Here is a 15,733-nt window from a genome sequence, read left to right on the forward strand (position 1 = left end):
ATGTATTTCCCTGGTTGGCGGCTTATCCGGCTGCCAGGGCAAATCCAATTAGCCGACAGCTGCAATTTTGTAACCTACATACGAATGACATTGGCGTTGCTAAAGAAAATAGGTTATTACAGCCTAAATTATTTCAAGTGGCCAGCTGCGATGGGTATAAGAAAAATAAGTGATCTCAAAACTGTCTTTAGTGGTGACAAATGTTGTCGAGTGGCTATCACCCGCTGGAACAAGATTTCGCTACGTGCGAGATCGATGTGCAGTGGGTCAGGAAATGGTGCCGGGGAGCGAAGCGTACGATTGGCACGTGCTTGCTAAGAGTGATCTTATCCATGCCAAGCGAATGGTGTTTCGATTAATTAATGAAGATGAATTCTGAACATAATGACAAAGAAGCACTTCGGGGAGTCGGCTTTGCTCTCAACGCTAAGTGCATGATCTTACGTTTTTTGTGTGTAATGTTGGAGTCAGATATCTCTAACGGATGCAACCATGCTAATGCGTTTCGTTGCTCCCCTTACTGACTCTGAACAGCAGACGCTGTCTTCCGCCTATCACCATGGTGAGAAGCGTGCTCTACGCCGCCGTGCATATGCCATCCTACTGAGCAATCAAGGCCATACGATCCACTAAGTTAGTCAGATACTGGAGGTCCGCCGCGACGCCGTATCATGATGGCTCAAACAATGGGAAGCGTCAGGTCTCGATGGATTGATCGACAAGCCCCGCAGTGGTTGCATACCCGTCTTGGACGAGAGCGATCATCAGCGACTGCAGGAGCTCGTCGCCGAACAGCCTCACCAGATTCGATCCTTGCAGGCCCGTTTTGAAGAAGAGACAGGCAAAACCGTCAGCACGGTGACCCTTCGCCGAGCGTTGAAAAAAATGACTTCAGCTTCAAACGTATCCGCCACTCACTCAAAGCGCTGCGTGACGTGACGGATGTCCGAAACACCCAAGGCCTCCCAAAGGCACTCCATCAGCAGGAGGACCAAGCTGAGCACGAGCTCTATTACTTTAATGAATCAGGTTTTTCAAAATCGTCGCCTGTACTTTATGCGTGGCGTTCCATCGGTGAACCCTGCGAGGTGACCGCCTACTCACACAGCCTAAGGCTGAACGTATTGGGGTTCCTCAGCTGTGCTGAGAAACTGATCTACCACACCACTCACCACTACTGGGTCAGTGACTTCCGAAACAGTCATCGACGCGTTTGAACAGTTTGTAGCACAGAAAAAAACGACACCTTCGCTGTTGTGGTGCTCAACAACGCCAGCATGCATCGCTAGCAGGCATTCAGGCAGAAGACAGTCGAGTGGATGTCGCTCCATATGCATCTGGTTTACTTATCGACCTACTCGCCGGAGCTGAATCTGATTGAGATACTGTGGCGTCAGATGAAGTACGCTTGGCTGCCGTTGAGTGCTTACCTTTCGTTTGATCACCTCTGTGAAGAGGTACACCGGCTATTGGGTAGCAATGGAGCTGATCACACGATTAATTTGGAATAAGCACTTAAATAACGACAAACAACACGAAAATTGCGCTGTTTTAACGGAAATAGGTAGTTGTGTGCCTGCTTGAGTATCGTTATGAACGATGCAGACCTATCGCAAAAGCGCCACCCCAAACAGCCATCGAGTCACCTTTTCTCATAGTAAAAATGGCTATCGTACTTCGTTAAGTCCACCTTTATTGGCCTTACGAGAGGCTGGTAGGCGGATGGAAGACATCTTAGGCAGCAGGGATATCGGCTCGCAATTCAACGTATCTGCAATCCTGTATAGTTTCTCTAAGGTGATGCTCACCTCACCACGCTCTATTTTCCCCATATAGCTACGATCAATGCCTGCTACTAATGCAAATCGATCCTGAGAGAGGCCATTCGCTCGGCGCTTTTCCCTAATGTTTTTTCCGATAGCGACTGCCAGCTCTTCCATATCTGCCTCATTGGTCATGAGGCAGGACTATCGAGCGTTGCGGCCTATCAAGCCACGGCTTATAATCCGTATTTTCACTCTTCTGATGCCCATACCCATGTCCCGTAACCTCCCGAGCATAGATAGGCGAATCATTGAACTCTTACTGAAACCAGAAAATGTAACATTCTGCGTTCAAAGCCTTCGGGATCAGTACATTGAGCAATACGACGTAAATCCAGTGCATAAAGCGCCACTGCGTCGCTTTATTTATGAGCGCGTCAGAAAGTTAATTAAGGCCCAATTTGTAGAGAAGGACAGTGAGATCAAGAGCCGCGGCCAGAAGTACCATGTGAGCTCTATGTTGATAGAAGCTGATCTTGATACTGATGAAGATGACTTTGTCTCATGGCTACAGCGTACTCATCCTCAAACACCGAATGAGCCAGTCACCAATGATGCGAGCCAGTCAAATAGCGAAGAGAACAGGCAAGCAGTAAAGGCGCCTGCCGATAGCTACACGGTATTGGAAAAAAAGTTAAATGAGGCGCAAAGCCGGTTTTTGGAATCTTTAGGGGAAGTGGAGGCCTTCCAGCAGCTTATGAGGGACCATCCGGAGCTTAATAATAGCCTTTCAATTGACTACCGCAGTGCTCACGAGCGCAGCTCACGTCTTTTAGGCCATGTCAGTGCTTTAGAAAAGGCCATAAGCCGCCTCAGTGGCTCATGATTGTATTGCGGAAGTGGCAAGCGGACTGTTTAGACAAGGCCAAAGCACACTATCAGAGCCACCGTGATTATTTCGTTCAGGCAACCCCGGGTAGCGGGAAAACGCGTCTTGCTGCCGAATTGGCCAAGTGGTTGCTTGAAGAACAGCTTATCGACTTCGTTATCTGCTTTGCCCCTACACGGGAAGTGGTTGCAGGTATGCAGCGCACATTTTCTGCTGTTTTAGATCAGCGTTTTGGAAACGTCATTGCATCCGCAGGTGCCGCTTATACTTACCAGTCCATGGAATACCAACAGGAAGAATTTTGGGATATTTTTAAAAAATTCCGTGTATTAGCTATCTTCGACGAAATTCATCACTGCGCAGGTCATGATCCTCTCCTTAGTAACACATGGGGGCAGCAGATTATTCGGAATATCCAGGATCAAGCTACTTATACCCTCGGCTTGTCTGGAACCCCTTGGCGTTCTGATGACCTTCCTATCGCGTTGGCACGGTACTCTGATCCAGAAGGGCAGCTGATCTGTGACTATCGTTATGACCTACAAAGTGCTGTGAACGAGGGCGTTTGCAGAGCCCCACGGATTACGCTGATCGATAACCCTTTAATCAGGCTCGTCGAGGAAAAAGAAAACACTGAGTCTGTTCGAGGGTTTTCATGCTTCTCTCAACTACTCAGTGAGTCACCCGTTAGCTACGAAGACCTGCTGCGCCATGACGACATCCTCAATGCTGTACTGGATATAGGTATTCTGCAGCTGAGTGAAACCCGACATAAGACCCCTCAAGCTGGGGGGCTAGTGGTGGCAACGGATATTGAGCATGCCCATCAAATTGCTGGAATACTGAATGCTAAGCATCAAAGCTATGTCGTGGTCACCAGTAAAACACCTCGGGCTCAGCAACTAATCGACCGGTTTCGGCATGACAACACCTGCTGGATTGTCGCGGTGAGCATGATATCTGAAGGCACCGATATACAGCGTCTTTCAGTTTGCTGTTACCTCAGTCGCATCCGCACCGAGCTTCACTACAGGCAGGTTCTAGGTCGCATCTTAAGAAAGATGGGCCCTGAAGATAGAGAGGCGTGGCTCTATGTGATCGCTGAGCCTACTCTGCGTAAATACTCGCAAAGGATAGCGAATGATCTTCCCGAGGATCAATCCACGTTGCAGGAAAAAAAGCTTAACGACCGTCTGAACCAATCACACGCTGAGCACGCCAATGGCAATACCGTAGGCGCGAAAGAAAGTGCCGATAATCCCATTTCCATTAAAGAGCAGAATGGAAAGGGCGAGCTGCAAGTTACTGATGCTTCATTACTGACGCTGAGCTTTTCTCAATACTACCGACAATATCTATTGTCGCTAATGTAGCTTTTCCTGTCCATGACTACCACACTTATCTTCAAAATTTATAAAGTGTACCTTTTGACAAATTTCTATGATCTTTGCATCTAAATAAGTCATTAGTGTCGTTTTGTTTTATGGGCCGGTCTCAAGCTCCAAACGCAACACTACTGATTTTAATAAGCAAAAATACAACATGAACAGGCTGAATGTGCCATTACTTGAGTGTTGTTTACCGTTTAAAAACGGCAATATTCTCGCTTTCCAGTATAGCTGCGAGGCGACGATTTTCGAGTTCTAATGCGGCGTTTTTTGAGGCTAAGACATCACGCTGTTCCGTAAGATTTATGATCACCTGTCTCAACTGACGGTTCTTTTCGCGCTCCTTTTTTAGAGCCGCGTGCTTCCCATCGCGCTGCGATTTGATCGCCTTGTTTGCACCGCCTCTAATGCGCTCTAAAAGATCCGGGCAATCTCTATGGATCAGGGCACGACTAACCCCTGCTTCCTCTGCAACGGCAGCAACAGAGATTTTCCGTCCTTGCTGAACAACCTTTGGTTGCCCCCTCTCCATCCTTACGATGGCAAGGCGAATACGCTTGTGGGTTTCTGATTCAATCAACTGAGCCAATCTCGCTTTGTCCCTTCAATTCCATTAAATTTACACCCAAGTCAGACAACACCCTCTCACAGCGTTCTATAGTTCTCTCGACGGTTTTTGAGCCGCCTTCAGTCAAGTCATCAATCTGTTTAAGCTCGATTTGCTGGAAATATAGTCCTTCCCAGAAGGCTTTGTTGCTGTCATCAATACATCCATGTTCACAGTCCTCGCACTGACCACCAGCACAATCTACGCCCGTATCGTTGGTACACCAAGCGATGCCAGTGGAGCGCAAGAAAACAAGCTTACTAATAGACTCCACCATGTCTTTCCGATCTTTATAAATTCTCATTTTTTCATTTCGACCACGTATTTCTCGAATATATCCCGCCATACCGCCTGATAGAGGCGTGTCTGGTTCGAGCCAGTGTCCAATTATTTCTCTACGCTTGTCTCCAAATGCCGCATAGATCTCATCAAATAAAGCCATGTCTTGTGCTTCGTTCATTGCATAAAGCGCCGTCATATCCAGGCTCCAATGCTTAAAATGATCTCTGAGGTACCGCAGGTCTCCAAGCGCGTGGTGTACGACATGATTTGCACATGTTCTTCGGAACTGATGAGAAGTAATATTCCAGCTTATGTTTAGATAAGTACAAATATTCTGCAAACGACGGTTCAACGCCTTGCAACTAAGAACCACAACCTTATTATATTGAAGCATAGTCTTTGCTAGGCAAACATTGCCAGAGATATGTTCAAGACGACTAACTTCCACTAAGTCGCCAGATTTTTTCGCAGCCTCTAAATCGCATTCGAGGTCCCTCTGAAAAGGCTCCGATAATCGCTCTAACGCTTTGAGTGCTGTGATCGCAATTTCAGGGCAGAGCCAGTCCGTTTCTCCCTCATGTGTCTTCTGAGAGCATGATCGTAGAAAATAGTAGCGTTCCCCTTTTTTCACCTCACTAAACCATTGATTACGTCGAATATTTCCAAGCTCGTGAGCGCGAATACCGGTGGTTGTTAAGATAATTAGGAAGCAGCAATCTCTTAGCATCATAAGATTTTGATTGAGTTGACCAATAGTACCTTTCCAGCCACGAGATTTGAGAAAACGCGATTTTTCAGCTTGTTGCGCTTTAAGGTTGTTGCATCTGAGCGTTAGGCCAGCGGCTGCATCTCGGTGATCCAGTAACTCATTGGCTTGAGCGAGTTGAGACTCGGCGTACTGAAACAGCGGCGACAATATCTCATCCGGAATGAGTAGGGTCGTAGATTTATAAGTATATTGACCTGTACCTCTATGATTTGACAGAGCCATGGATGTGCTCTCGGGCCATGGATGGGGAAAACGGCATGAAGTGTCTTGCAACAGCCTCCAGCATGTCTCCACAGTCGAAAGTCTATAAAATATATATCTAGAACTCATAGGCTGACCTGTGGCATTTTTCAAACTATTTAGATGTTTTATATAACGTGCAGCGATAAGCGGCGTGACTTCAGAATGGCTTTCTATACCCTCTGCATGCAACCAGTTGACCCAAATTACGCTTCGTGTAAAAAACATTTGGAGAGTTGCGCCCGCCTTCCTTTCAGAACTGAATCTCTGACGCACCATTATGCGCTTCAATTCAGCCCTCAATTGGTTTCCCTTAACTCTTTTAAAATCTATGTTACGGATGTTTTGGTTTGTTGCACTTGGAAAATCACTCGGCGGCAGCACCCAAACATTCTCTGAGTACCGTGATAGCACATACAAATGTCCATCAGCAGTATCCGTGGTTACAATGCCGCAATGTCCCTCATCAAAATCATTCGTTTCCAATATACGTCGATGATCTCTCAGTACTTCAGCCCTGCTAACAAGTGTCATATTGCCATCCTTGCCATCGTCAGATCTCTCCAAAACGGATGTGGATTCTCCTTCGCGTTCTTCCTTTGCATTTCAACCAATGCAGAGTCAAACTGTGGCGCGATTTCTTCGTCAATAAGGCGAATAACTTGTCGAAAGTATTTCCTCCAACGTTTACCGCCAAAGTTATTGTGATCTCTGATCGCTGCCCAGTAGAAACTAAACAGTCGATGGAGGTCATCACCTGTAACCACAAAGCTTTTGCAGCGGAAACACCCTAGATAATCCTGACAAACGGTGCCGTTTTTGGGCGCACGGCGTCCGTGTTTATTATCTTTGCAAGACGCTACTGGGGTACGGTCGGTTGAGATAAGGCTAGTGTTTTCTAGCAAGCTTTTAACACGAGTCTCGCCAATGAACCTCATATTGGCCTCGGCCTCTGGAGGTGCCTCCCAGTAGTGAGCATTACCAGTTTCCATAGAATGTCTTCCCGTACGGGCCGCCATCAGAGGGTCTTGCCCTGACAACTCCCAAACCCGATTCAACATGGTTTTACGCAGACGTGATACATTTAGGGTCAGAGGCTTCCCGTCGTCGTCCACCATCTCGTGTCTTGACGCAAATATGGCTACGTAATTGAGCATCACACCACTTGTCAATCGTGTTGCTTTGCCAATGTTGCCGTTATACTTGCCATTTCGGTGGACAAAGAGAAGTTGAGGATGGGAAAACTCAGCTCGAACCTCTTCGTTCCGTTCGACGACCAAATCAATAGCATCAGCAGCGTACAGATGAATGCTTGCTATCTCCGATATCTCTTGCGATTTGCGTAACGCGACAGCTTGAGTATTTTTTCCGCGACGTTTAAAGCTTACTAGCAGCCGCAAGTTCGATTTTATCGGATGTAGCTGAACGCAATCGGTTAACAACTCTATTATTGGTGTGGAGTTCATACCGGTAGACAGTGCGATTGAAAGGACACAGATGGACAAATCGTAGGAATTTAGCGGTCCAGTACCTTTAACAATACGCTCCATTTCGAGCCGAAGCCCTCTAATTACCTGACGCTTTTCATTTTGACTCAGGCCTTTATAGCCCTTGCTTCTTCGGTTGCTGTTCGGAAAAGGGTTTCTGGGGAATACAGTCTTAATCTCCACATCGGGCCAAAGTCTAACTTTATGGCAGGCAACAAGAAGACTTTTCGTATTTTTAAAATAATTCTGTTGGGTGGTATACTTAACGGGCAAACCTTTTAAATATTGGACATACTTTGAAATGAGTTCTGGAGTAAGATCAGCCATCGTCAGTTCTCCGCCACTGGCAGAACTCAACAATTCCAAAAAAGCTGCAAATGATCTAAAGCCCAAGTTGTAATAAACAACAATCGTCATGATCGACAGACTTTGCCCTTTTGTTCGGATGCTTTCATTGATGATATTTTGTAACGCCCTCTGACAGGACTTTGTAATATCATCAAATCCTTTTCCATAAAATGGCGAGAAGTCAGCAAATCGTAGGCGCGATCCGTTTTCGGGGAAGCGAACCAAGGCTCCGTTTGGTTCGGTGCAGATTCGTGTAACGTTATCGCTTGATTTTTGCTCGGGTGATTCAAGCTTGACTGCAAATTTTTTCTTCATGCGTAGGCCAGCTCTCTGCCAATAAGTTCGATCTCTTCCTGGTAAGCCGTACGGAGGTTATCTTCAATCTCATCAAGAAAGTGCAAGTACCGTTCGGTTGTCGTAATACTGCTATGTCCGAGCCGATCTCTAACATAGATCAGCGGATTAAAGGTGATACTCTTGCGCTCCATCAACGACTTTAACGTGTGAGTTGCATAGGTGTGGCGAAGAACATGAGGATGACTGGGAAAAGGAAGGTTTAAGGCTTGAAGTTGATTATTCAACGTCCGACTCTTCAAACTCCAGCTTTTTGCTTTCGATGTCACGAAAAGTGTTCGCGGATTTGTTCCGTATTTTTGAATTAGCTGATTTCTGTCGTGAATCACATAGTCCCAGAGATCCCGCATAATAGAAACAGGAACATGGATAGAACGTCCCTTATTTCCTTTTAGGCGTATTTCCTGAGGCTTTAACTCAACTACAATATGACTTCTTGACACTTTTTTCCCTGGCGAAATCACATAACTTACAGGGAAGGTCAGGAGTTCTTCTTTTCTGAGCCCTGTTAAAAGACCTAAACGAACAATCAAACTAAGTGTGCGATTTTTGATGGCATTCAACAGAACTTCAATTTGCTCTCTGTTCAGAAGCTTTATTTTAGTGGTCGGCGTTTTTAGCATGACATCAGGTTTAACGAGATAGCCCCCTGACGTATCAGTATGTGCTAAGAAGCTCCTTGCTTGCCTTACCTTGACAGTTTCCAAATCGAAAGGAAGTGTATTCACCCACCCCTTTTTCAGAGCGTACCGATAGAATTTGATTGCGAGGTTTAGTCTACGGTTAACCGTTGAAGCAGACAGATTAAAATGCTCAAACGAGGCATCCCGGTATATTGCTAGTAAAGTCTCATTATGATTATCTGACAGCTTTCTCCAAGACAAATTATTCGCCTCAAGAAAAGCAAAAAAGTCGTAAAGGTCTCGCCCAAACGTTTCCCAGCTCCTGCTACTTTGTACGCTTCCTCTTTTCAAGCAGTAATAAACTAGAAATTCCATCCCCTCTATGAACACATCGTTTTTTTTGTCCAAAAGAATAGGGAATCCTTCGTAGGACTGTCCTCTGATTTGAAAATCGGGAGTGGAAAAGAGGAGATCCATTAGCATTCCTAAGCACTGTATATCAAATTAGAATAGCTACTTGGAACTCTAAGTCAATAAATTGTTACTATACTCAGAGTACAAAACACATAATCCCTCCCTTGTTATCAGCGTTGTAAACGGAGACGGTAACAGACATACCATAGCCTATTTCCTTTGCTGGCCTTACTACCCCCGGTGGTAAGCCGTGGCGCTCAGAGTCTCGCACTGATAGATTTAACGCTGTTTGTTCAAGTACTCACCAAGGAGCGAGATGATGAAATCCGCATGGCGGCCAAGGAGCATGGCCACGCTGGCAGCGGTTGCCGCTACTGGCACACTGCTGATCGGCTGCACCGGCATTCCCGATGGCACCGAACCTGTCTCTGGTTTTGAGCTAGAGCGCTATTTGGGCGAGTGGTACGAAATTGCCCGCCTGGACCACTCCTTTGAAGAGGGGTTGGACTGCGTCACAGCTACCTACAGCCTGCGTGACGATGGCGGCGTCAAGGTAATCAACCGAGGCTACAACCTGGAAGAGCAAGCCTGGGATGAAGCCGAGGGGCGCGCCTACTTTATTGATGATGAGAGCGTTGGTCGGCTGAAGGTCAGCTTCTTTGGCCCGTTTTACGGCGGCTACAACATTCTTGAGTTAGATGATGACTACCAGTGGGCGCTGGTGGCAGGCCCCAACCGCGACTACCTGTGGATTCTGGCCCGCACGCCAACCCTTGAAGGCGACGTGGAGCAGCGCCTGCGCCAGCGCGCCGCCGAGCTGGACTTCCCCACCGATGAGCTGATTGATGTGGTGCAGGACCAAACCTGCCCAGGCCGCTAGCGCACTCCGCCTGTCAGCCATTGGGCAAGGCGGGCACCCTGCCCGCCATTTCCTGCTGTAAAAAATCAATGAAGGCACTAATGCGCGTCGGTACATGGCGGCGGTGCTCAAACACCGCGTAAAAGTCAGCGCGCACGCCCTGCCAATCGGGCAGCAGGGTGTGCAGTGCCCCGCTGGCCAAGTGCTCGTTCACATCCCACCAAGAGCGCAGCATCACGCCGTGGCCATCCAGCGCTAAGCGAGTAATCACCTCGCCGTCGTTGCTAGCCAGTTGCCCGCTAACTTTCACCGCCTGGCGCTGCGGCGAGTGGCGATGCTCAAAGCGCCATAGTGGGAAGTCGCTATCGTTTTCACGAATTACCAGGCAGCTGTGCTGGGCAAGATCGCTCGGCACGTGCAGCGCGGGCATCTTCGCCATATAGCTTGGCGAAGCGCACAGCACTCGCCGGTTGGGCAGAATACGCTTGGCGACTAGGCGCGAATCCGGCGGCTCGCCAATGCGAATCCCCACGTCAAAACCGTGATCGCTTAAATTGAGCGGGAAATTCGTCAGTTCCAGCCAGCTCTCCACCGCCGGGTGCTCTGCGCAAAAGCGTGAGAGCAGCGGCGCAATATGCCGCCGGCCAAAGCCAAAGGTCGCGTTAACCCGCAGCCGTCCGGTTAGCCCTTGGCGCGCGGTATCGCTAAGCGCGCTTTCCAGCGTTTGCAGCTCTTCTAAAATCAGCCCGCCCTGAGTGAGATAGCGTTCCCCTTCGGCGGTCAACGTCAAGCGGCGGGTGGTGCGCGCCGCCAGCGTCACGCCAAGCCGTGCTTCTAGCTGCTTTAAGCGCTTGCTGACGGCCGAGAGTGACAGCCCCAGCTCTCGGGCGGTAGCGGTTAAGCTCCCTGCCCGGGCAAGCTGCTGAAAAAAGGCAAGATCATCCAGCATCATGGGATTCTTCACTTTAATGCAACAATAGCTTGCATAGTAGCCTGATTATCTCGTCGCCAACAGGCGCTACACTCATACCACGGAAACACGCCCTGCTATTTTTGTGACGTCTAATAAAACAAGGAGCCCCCATGGCCCATCGTATTGCAGTCATCGCTGGCGACGGTATCGGTACCGAAGTGATGCCCGAAGGCATCCGCGCACTAGAAGCCACCGCCAAGCGCTTCAATATCGACCTGGAATTCACCACGTTTGAGTTCGGTAGCTGCGACTACTACTTGGAACACGGCAAAATGCTGCCCGACGACTGGTTCGAGCAGCTCAAAGGCTTTGACGCGCTGTTTTATGGAGCGGTGGGCTGGCCGGACAAAGTGCCGGACCATATTTCGCTATGGGGCTCACTGCTGCAGTTCCGTCGTCAATTCGACCAGTACATCAACCTGCGCCCCTGCCGGTTAATGCCCGGCATTAAAAGCCCGCTGGCGGGCCGCAAGCCCGGCGATATCGACTTTTACGTAGTGCGTGAGAACACCGAGGGCGAGTACTCCAGCGTCGGTGGCAAAATGTATGAAGGCACCGAGCGTGAAATCGTCATCCAGGAAACGGTGATGAGTCGTACCGGCGTGGACCGCGTGCTGAAGTACGCTTTTGATCTAGCGCAAACTCGCCCGCGTAAAAAGCTCACTTCAGCCACTAAATCCAACGGTATCTCCATCACCATGCCTTACTGGGACGAGCGCGTGGCCGAGATGGCCACGCACTACCCAGAGATCGCCGTGGATAAGTTCCACATTGATATTTTGACCGCGAACTTTGTGCTGCACCCGGACTGGTTTGATGTGGTGGTGGGTAGCAACCTGTTTGGCGATATTCTTTCCGACTTAGGCCCGGCCTGCACCGGCACCATCGGCATTGCGCCCTCCGCCAACATCAACCCGGAAGGCAAATTCCCCAGCCTGTTCGAGCCAGTACACGGCAGCGCGCCGGATATCGCCGGTAAAGGCATTGCCAACCCCATCGGCCAAATCTGGTCTGGCGCGATGATGCTGGAGCACCTGGGCTATAAAGAGGCTGGCGATGCCATGGTCGATGCCATTGAAGCCGTGCTGAGCGAAGGCGATAGCCACGTGCTCACCCGCGATGTAGGTGGACAGGGCACCACGGTCAGTTTGGGTAAAGCCATTGCCGAGCGGATTGGCAGCTAATCCCCTATAAAAACAACGCCCCATAACGTACAACGCCTCACTGCATCAGCAGCGAGGCGTTGTACGTTTTCAACAAGAATTTTCAGCCAAAGATTAACTCGCTAGCTTAGCGGCAATCTCAGCGACATGTTTACCCTGGAAGCGAGCGATTTTTAGCTCGCGTTCATCCGGCTGACGAGAGCCATCACCACCGGCAAGCGTAGCAGCACCGTAGGGCGTGCCGCCGCTTACCTTGGAAATATCAAACTGCTCTTCAATGCCGTAGCCAATCGGCACAATCACCATGCCGTGGTGGGCCAGGGTAGTCCAAGTGGAGGTAATGGTCATCTCATCGCCACCGCCGGTACCGGTTGATGTAAATACGCTCGCCACCTTGCCACGCAGCGCGCCGTTGGCCCATAAGCCACCCGTTTGATCAAGGAACGTACGCATCTGGCCGGCCATGTTGCCAAAGCGAGTCGGCGTGCCAAAGATGATGGCATCGTAATCGGCCAGCTCCTGGGGCGTGGCTTCTGGCGTGGTGAAGTCCTGCTTGCCACCCGCGTTTTTGAACGCCTCGTCTGGCATGGTTTCGGGCACGCGTTTCACCGTGACCTCTACGCCATCAACACCTTTTGCACCTTCCGCCACAGCGGCTGCTAAGGTATCGATATGTCCATACATGGAATAATAAAGCACCAGTACCTTCGTCATTACTCACTCCTTTGCACATGCATTCAAGCATCAGACAGGTTGCCCATCGCGGGCGTCGAAAACTCACTAAAACATAGCGTAGTTAAGCCTATATAAAAGCGAATGTTTTCGACGCCGCGCTTCGATTTCATCGATGTGCCGACCTTGCGCTTTTGCTATTTCACCACTAATTTTTTTGTACTGTTCTTACCAAACGTTTTATTCCATTTATCCGCCAAGGAGTTCGGCATGACGATTTTCGAAGCACTGCGTAAAGATCACGATATTCAGCGGGACCTGCTGGCACGCTTGGTAGAGACCCATGGCGATAGTGAAGAGCGCGACACGCTGTATCAGCAGGTGCGCGCCGAGCTGAAGTATCACGCCAACGCGGAAGAGCGCGCCTTGTATATCCCTATGATGGATATCGACCTGACTCAGGAAAAAGCGCGCCACAGCGTGGCAGAGCACCACGAAATCGACGAGCTGATTGAGCTGCTGGACAAGACCGAGTACAGCGCCACCCACTGGCTCACCCATGCTAAGCAGCTTCAGCATCTGGTGACGCATCACCTAGATGAAGAGGAGCAGGAGGTCTTTCAGCTGGCAGGCCGAGGCCTTCAGGAGAATCAAAAATCTTCTCTAGCCAACGAGTATCAACAAGAGATGCAGCGACAGCGAGCGGGTTAGAGTCTCGCGCGCGATAGATTCAAGAGCGACGGTGATCAAAGCGCTTGTGGCGATGGGCCATAAGCGCTTTTTTGTACCGGCCACTTTCATCATCCCACCGGCCATTTTCACGCGAACGACGCCTCCCCTTGTGAACAGCCGCGAGCATGGTTAATGGTAGACGCCATAAAAAAGCAAATGCCCATGCTTAAGGACACTTTTATGCTAGGCCAATGGCTCGACTGGACGCTCGACGAGGAATCCCCTTCCCCGCGCATCGGCTGCTTTCCCAGCGGCACTTACCATCTTCACGGGCCAGGCATTCTGGAGCTAACGCCCAATACTGCCCGCCCTGGCGCCCATGCCTGCATTTTTTCTGCGGCAATCCACGGCAATGAAACCGCGCCGGTGGAGCTTGTGGGTGACTGGCTTAGCACCCTGGAAGCCAACACGCTCTCCTTGGGTGCACCGGTATTAGTGATTTTGGGCAACATTCCCGCGTTAAAGGCGCAGAAACGTTTTATCACCACCAACCTCAATCGGCTGTTCAAGCGAGAGCTAGACGAACAGGGCAGCGAGCCGGATCGGGCGCGGGAACTGATGGAAGCGGTGGATACGTTCTTCGCCCGCCACCATGCATTGCCCAAGCTGCACTACGACCTGCATACCGCTATCCGGGGCAGCCTCTATACTCGTTTTGTAGTAGAGCCTTACGCGCTTTCCGCCACCAAGGTGGAACAGTGGCAGTGGCTAGCCGCTGCTGATATGCAAGCCGTTCTTCATCAGCATCAGCACAGCTGGACGTTCTCTCACTACAGCAAGCACTACCATCACGCTCAGGCGTTTACCTTTGAGCTTGGTCGCGTCGCGCCCTTTGGCGAAAACGACATGGCTGCGCTGGCACCGATGTTAACCCTGCTAAGCGCGCTCAGCGCAGGAGAAGAACCGCCGCAAAAGCCGTCAGAGACCATGGCCTTCTTCAAAGTAAAGCATGAACTGATGCGCCAAGCGGAAGCCTTTAGCCTCTGCTTTGACGACGACGTGCCCAACTTCAGCCGCTTCGAACCCGGCACCTGCCTAGCCAAAGACGGCGTGGCGGGCGACTTTGTGGTAGAAGAAACGCCGCTACACGTGGTGTTTCCTAACGCCCATGTAGAAATCGGCGCACGGGCAGCGCTGCTAGTGGCGCCCTATCAACCGGCGTAGCCGCTTTGATGCTACCCACATTACCCATATCAACATCTGTGAAAAGCTTTGATAACAACAACGTAGAGGTGATTTCAGGCTGCTAGATAGGTGTTACGATAAAAGCTGTTCTTATAAAACACGCGCATCCTGCAGAGTCCTGATAGAATCGCCCCTTTTTCGCGCCAGCCGCCAATCAAGCACACGTTTTAAACTCGTTGCTGTTGCGGCAACCCTGTACTGGAGCCTAAGTTATGGCTGATACGCCTACTCCCCTTGAAGTGCGTAATATTAAAAAGCGCTTTGGCGATACAGAAGTCTTGAAAGGCCTCTCCCTTGAAGCCCAAAAAGGTGATGTTATCACCCTCATCGGTGCCTCAGGGTCAGGCAAAAGCACCTTCTTACGCTGCATGAATCTGCTAGAACAACCTGACGAAGGCGAGCTGTATGTTCATGGCGAGCAGATCCGCTTTAAGACCACCAAACACGGCCGCGAACCCGCCGACTGGAAACAGGTGGTGCAAATGCGCGCCAAGCTCTCCATGGTGTTCCAGAGCTTTAACCTGTGGGCACACATGACGCTGCTGGAAAACATCATCGAAGCGCCGATTCACGTGCTCGGCAAGCCGAAAAAAGAGGCTATCGAACACGCCCACGCCCTGTTGGATCGCGTCGGATTAAGCGCGCGCGCCAATGCCTACCCGGCGCAAATGTCCGGTGGCCAGCAGCAGCGCGGCGCCATCGCCCGAGCGCTGGCCATGGACCCAGAGGTGATGCTGTTTGATGAGCCCACGTCTGCCCTCGATCCAGAGCTGGTGGGCGACGTTTTGAAAGTTATGCACGGCTTGGCCGAGGAAGGACGCACCATGGTGGTGGTCACCCACGAGATGAGCTTTGCACGGGATGTATCCAGCAAAGTAATTTATCTTCACCAGGGCTTGGTAGAAGAAGCTGGCCCACCTGCAGAAGTGCTCGGCAACCCACAGTCGCCGCGCTTAAAGCAGTTCCTGGCCCCCAAATATTGATC

The 15,733-nt window shown here is 50.2% G+C and carries 14 protein-coding genes and 1 pseudogene; 8 read left to right on the forward strand and 7 right to left on the reverse strand.

All coding sequences use genetic code 11. The features are described 5' to 3' along the window. Positions 1-492: 492 nt before the first annotated feature. Positions 493-1,511 (forward strand): annotated as a pseudogene (locus tag LG301_RS11270) (IS630 family transposase). Between the two features lie 156 nt (positions 1,512-1,667). Here the strand turns inward: LG301_RS11270 and LG301_RS11275 are convergent. Next, on the reverse strand, positions 1,668-1,940 hold the full coding sequence (locus LG301_RS11275) for a helix-turn-helix domain-containing protein (protein WP_404471251.1): 273 nt from the start codon (positions 1,938-1,940) through the stop codon (positions 1,668-1,670). Between the two features lie 97 nt (positions 1,941-2,037). On the opposite strand from LG301_RS11275, the gene LG301_RS11280 reads away from it, so the two are divergent. Together LG301_RS11280 and LG301_RS11285 are read left to right on the forward strand one after the other, a co-directional pair. Then, positions 2,038-2,649, forward strand: a complete 612-nt coding sequence (locus LG301_RS11280) for a hypothetical protein (protein ID WP_404471252.1) — start codon at positions 2,038-2,040, stop codon at positions 2,647-2,649. Then, complete coding sequence (locus LG301_RS11285; RefSeq protein ID WP_404471253.1) at positions 2,646-4,025, forward strand: DEAD/DEAH box helicase; 1,380 nt, start codon at positions 2,646-2,648, stop codon at positions 4,023-4,025. The genes LG301_RS11280 and LG301_RS11285 overlap by 4 nt, the downstream gene beginning before the upstream one ends. Positions 4,026-4,230: 205 nt before the next feature. On the opposite strand, the gene LG301_RS11290 is transcribed toward LG301_RS11285, so the two are convergent. From LG301_RS11290 to LG301_RS11305, 4 genes are read right to left on the reverse strand one after another with little or no spacing between them, the layout of a single operon-like run. Continuing rightward, complete coding sequence (locus tag LG301_RS11290) at positions 4,231-4,629, reverse strand: hypothetical protein (protein WP_404471254.1); 399 nt, start codon at positions 4,627-4,629, stop codon at positions 4,231-4,233. Then, positions 4,613-6,472 carry a tyrosine-type recombinase/integrase gene (locus tag LG301_RS11295; RefSeq protein ID WP_404471255.1) on the reverse strand — a complete coding sequence of 620 codons (1,860 nt, stop codon included), beginning with the start codon at positions 6,470-6,472 and terminating at the stop codon, positions 4,613-4,615. Before LG301_RS11295 ends, LG301_RS11290 begins: the two co-directional genes overlap by 17 nt. After that, positions 6,469-8,088 carry a phage integrase SAM-like domain-containing protein gene (locus LG301_RS11300; RefSeq protein WP_404471256.1) on the reverse strand — a complete coding sequence of 540 codons (1,620 nt, stop codon included), beginning with the start codon at positions 8,086-8,088 and terminating at the stop codon, positions 6,469-6,471. The genes LG301_RS11295 and LG301_RS11300 overlap by 4 nt, the downstream gene beginning before the upstream one ends. After that, on the reverse strand, positions 8,085-9,227 hold the full coding sequence (locus tag LG301_RS11305) for a tyrosine-type recombinase/integrase (RefSeq protein ID WP_404471257.1): 1,143 nt from the start codon (positions 9,225-9,227) through the stop codon (positions 8,085-8,087). Before LG301_RS11305 ends, LG301_RS11300 begins: the two co-directional genes overlap by 4 nt. Positions 9,228-9,483: 256 nt before the next feature. Here LG301_RS11305 and LG301_RS11310 point away from each other — a divergent pair, with 256 nt between their 5' ends. Continuing rightward, a complete protein-coding gene (locus tag LG301_RS11310; protein ID WP_404475241.1) occupies positions 9,484-10,044 on the forward strand; it encodes a lipocalin family protein in 561 nt (186 codons plus the stop codon). Between the two features lie 13 nt (positions 10,045-10,057). Here the strand turns inward: LG301_RS11310 and LG301_RS11315 are convergent, their stop codons facing one another. After that, positions 10,058-10,975 carry a LysR family transcriptional regulator gene (locus LG301_RS11315; RefSeq protein ID WP_404471258.1) on the reverse strand — a complete coding sequence of 306 codons (918 nt, stop codon included), beginning with the start codon at positions 10,973-10,975 and terminating at the stop codon, positions 10,058-10,060. Positions 10,976-11,106: 131 nt separating this feature from the next. On the opposite strand from LG301_RS11315, the gene LG301_RS11320 reads away from it, so the two are divergent. Next, positions 11,107-12,180 (forward strand): tartrate dehydrogenase, encoded by a 1,074-nt coding sequence (locus LG301_RS11320; protein ID WP_404471259.1) that lies wholly within the window; start codon positions 11,107-11,109, stop codon positions 12,178-12,180. 93 nt (positions 12,181-12,273) lie between these two features. Here LG301_RS11320 and wrbA read toward each other — a convergent pair whose 3' ends face one another. Continuing rightward, positions 12,274-12,873 carry an NAD(P)H:quinone oxidoreductase gene (gene wrbA / locus LG301_RS11325; protein ID WP_404471261.1) on the reverse strand — a complete coding sequence of 200 codons (600 nt, stop codon included), beginning with the start codon at positions 12,871-12,873 and terminating at the stop codon, positions 12,274-12,276. 228 nt (positions 12,874-13,101) lie between these two features. Here wrbA and LG301_RS11330 point away from each other — a divergent pair, with 228 nt between their 5' ends. The 3 genes from LG301_RS11330 to LG301_RS11340 all read left to right on the forward strand — a co-directional run bounded on the left by LG301_RS11330 (position 13,102) and on the right by LG301_RS11340 (position 15,731). Beyond that, the gene (locus LG301_RS11330) at positions 13,102-13,542 is read left to right on the forward strand and encodes a hemerythrin domain-containing protein (protein ID WP_404471262.1); all 441 of its coding nucleotides are present in this window, start codon (positions 13,102-13,104) and stop codon (positions 13,540-13,542) included. Positions 13,543-13,743: 201 nt separating this feature from the next. Further along, the gene (locus LG301_RS11335) at positions 13,744-14,727 is read left to right on the forward strand and encodes a succinylglutamate desuccinylase (RefSeq protein WP_404471263.1); all 984 of its coding nucleotides are present in this window, start codon (positions 13,744-13,746) and stop codon (positions 14,725-14,727) included. A 233-nt stretch (positions 14,728-14,960) separates the two neighbouring features. Further along, on the forward strand, positions 14,961-15,731 hold the full coding sequence (locus tag LG301_RS11340) for an ABC transporter ATP-binding protein (RefSeq protein ID WP_404471264.1): 771 nt from the start codon (positions 14,961-14,963) through the stop codon (positions 15,729-15,731). Positions 15,732-15,733: the final 2 nt, after the last annotated feature.

This window comes from Vreelandella venusta, assembly GCF_044809155.1.
In the GTDB taxonomy this organism is placed as follows: Bacteria; Pseudomonadota; Gammaproteobacteria; order Pseudomonadales; family Halomonadaceae; genus Vreelandella; species Vreelandella venusta_B.

Bases quoted from the DNA above. Each gene is read 5' to 3' on its own strand.
- LG301_RS11275 (WP_404471251.1), bottom strand. From the start codon at position 1,940: ATGGAAGAGCTGGCAGTCGCTATCGGAAAAAACATTAGGGAAAAGCGC.
- LG301_RS11280 (WP_404471252.1), top strand. From the start codon at position 2,038: ATGTCCCGTAACCTCCCGAGCATAGATAGGCGAATCATTGAACTCTTA.
- LG301_RS11285 (WP_404471253.1), top strand. From the start codon at position 2,646: ATGATTGTATTGCGGAAGTGGCAAGCGGACTGTTTAGACAAGGCCAAA.
- LG301_RS11295 (WP_404471255.1), bottom strand. From the start codon at position 6,472: ATGACACTTGTTAGCAGGGCTGAAGTACTGAGAGATCATCGACGTATA.
- LG301_RS11300 (WP_404471256.1), bottom strand. From the start codon at position 8,088: ATGAAGAAAAAATTTGCAGTCAAGCTTGAATCACCCGAGCAAAAATCA.
- LG301_RS11305 (WP_404471257.1), bottom strand. From the start codon at position 9,227: ATGGATCTCCTCTTTTCCACTCCCGATTTTCAAATCAGAGGACAGTCC.
- LG301_RS11310 (WP_404475241.1), top strand. From the start codon at position 9,484: ATGAAATCCGCATGGCGGCCAAGGAGCATGGCCACGCTGGCAGCGGTT.
- LG301_RS11315 (WP_404471258.1), bottom strand. From the start codon at position 10,975: ATGATGCTGGATGATCTTGCCTTTTTTCAGCAGCTTGCCCGGGCAGGG.
- LG301_RS11320 (WP_404471259.1), top strand. From the start codon at position 11,107: ATGGCCCATCGTATTGCAGTCATCGCTGGCGACGGTATCGGTACCGAA.
- wrbA (WP_404471261.1), bottom strand. From the start codon at position 12,873: ATGACGAAGGTACTGGTGCTTTATTATTCCATGTATGGACATATCGAT.
- LG301_RS11330 (WP_404471262.1), top strand. From the start codon at position 13,102: ATGACGATTTTCGAAGCACTGCGTAAAGATCACGATATTCAGCGGGAC.
- LG301_RS11335 (WP_404471263.1), top strand. From the start codon at position 13,744: ATGCTAGGCCAATGGCTCGACTGGACGCTCGACGAGGAATCCCCTTCC.
- LG301_RS11340 (WP_404471264.1), top strand. From the start codon at position 14,961: ATGGCTGATACGCCTACTCCCCTTGAAGTGCGTAATATTAAAAAGCGC.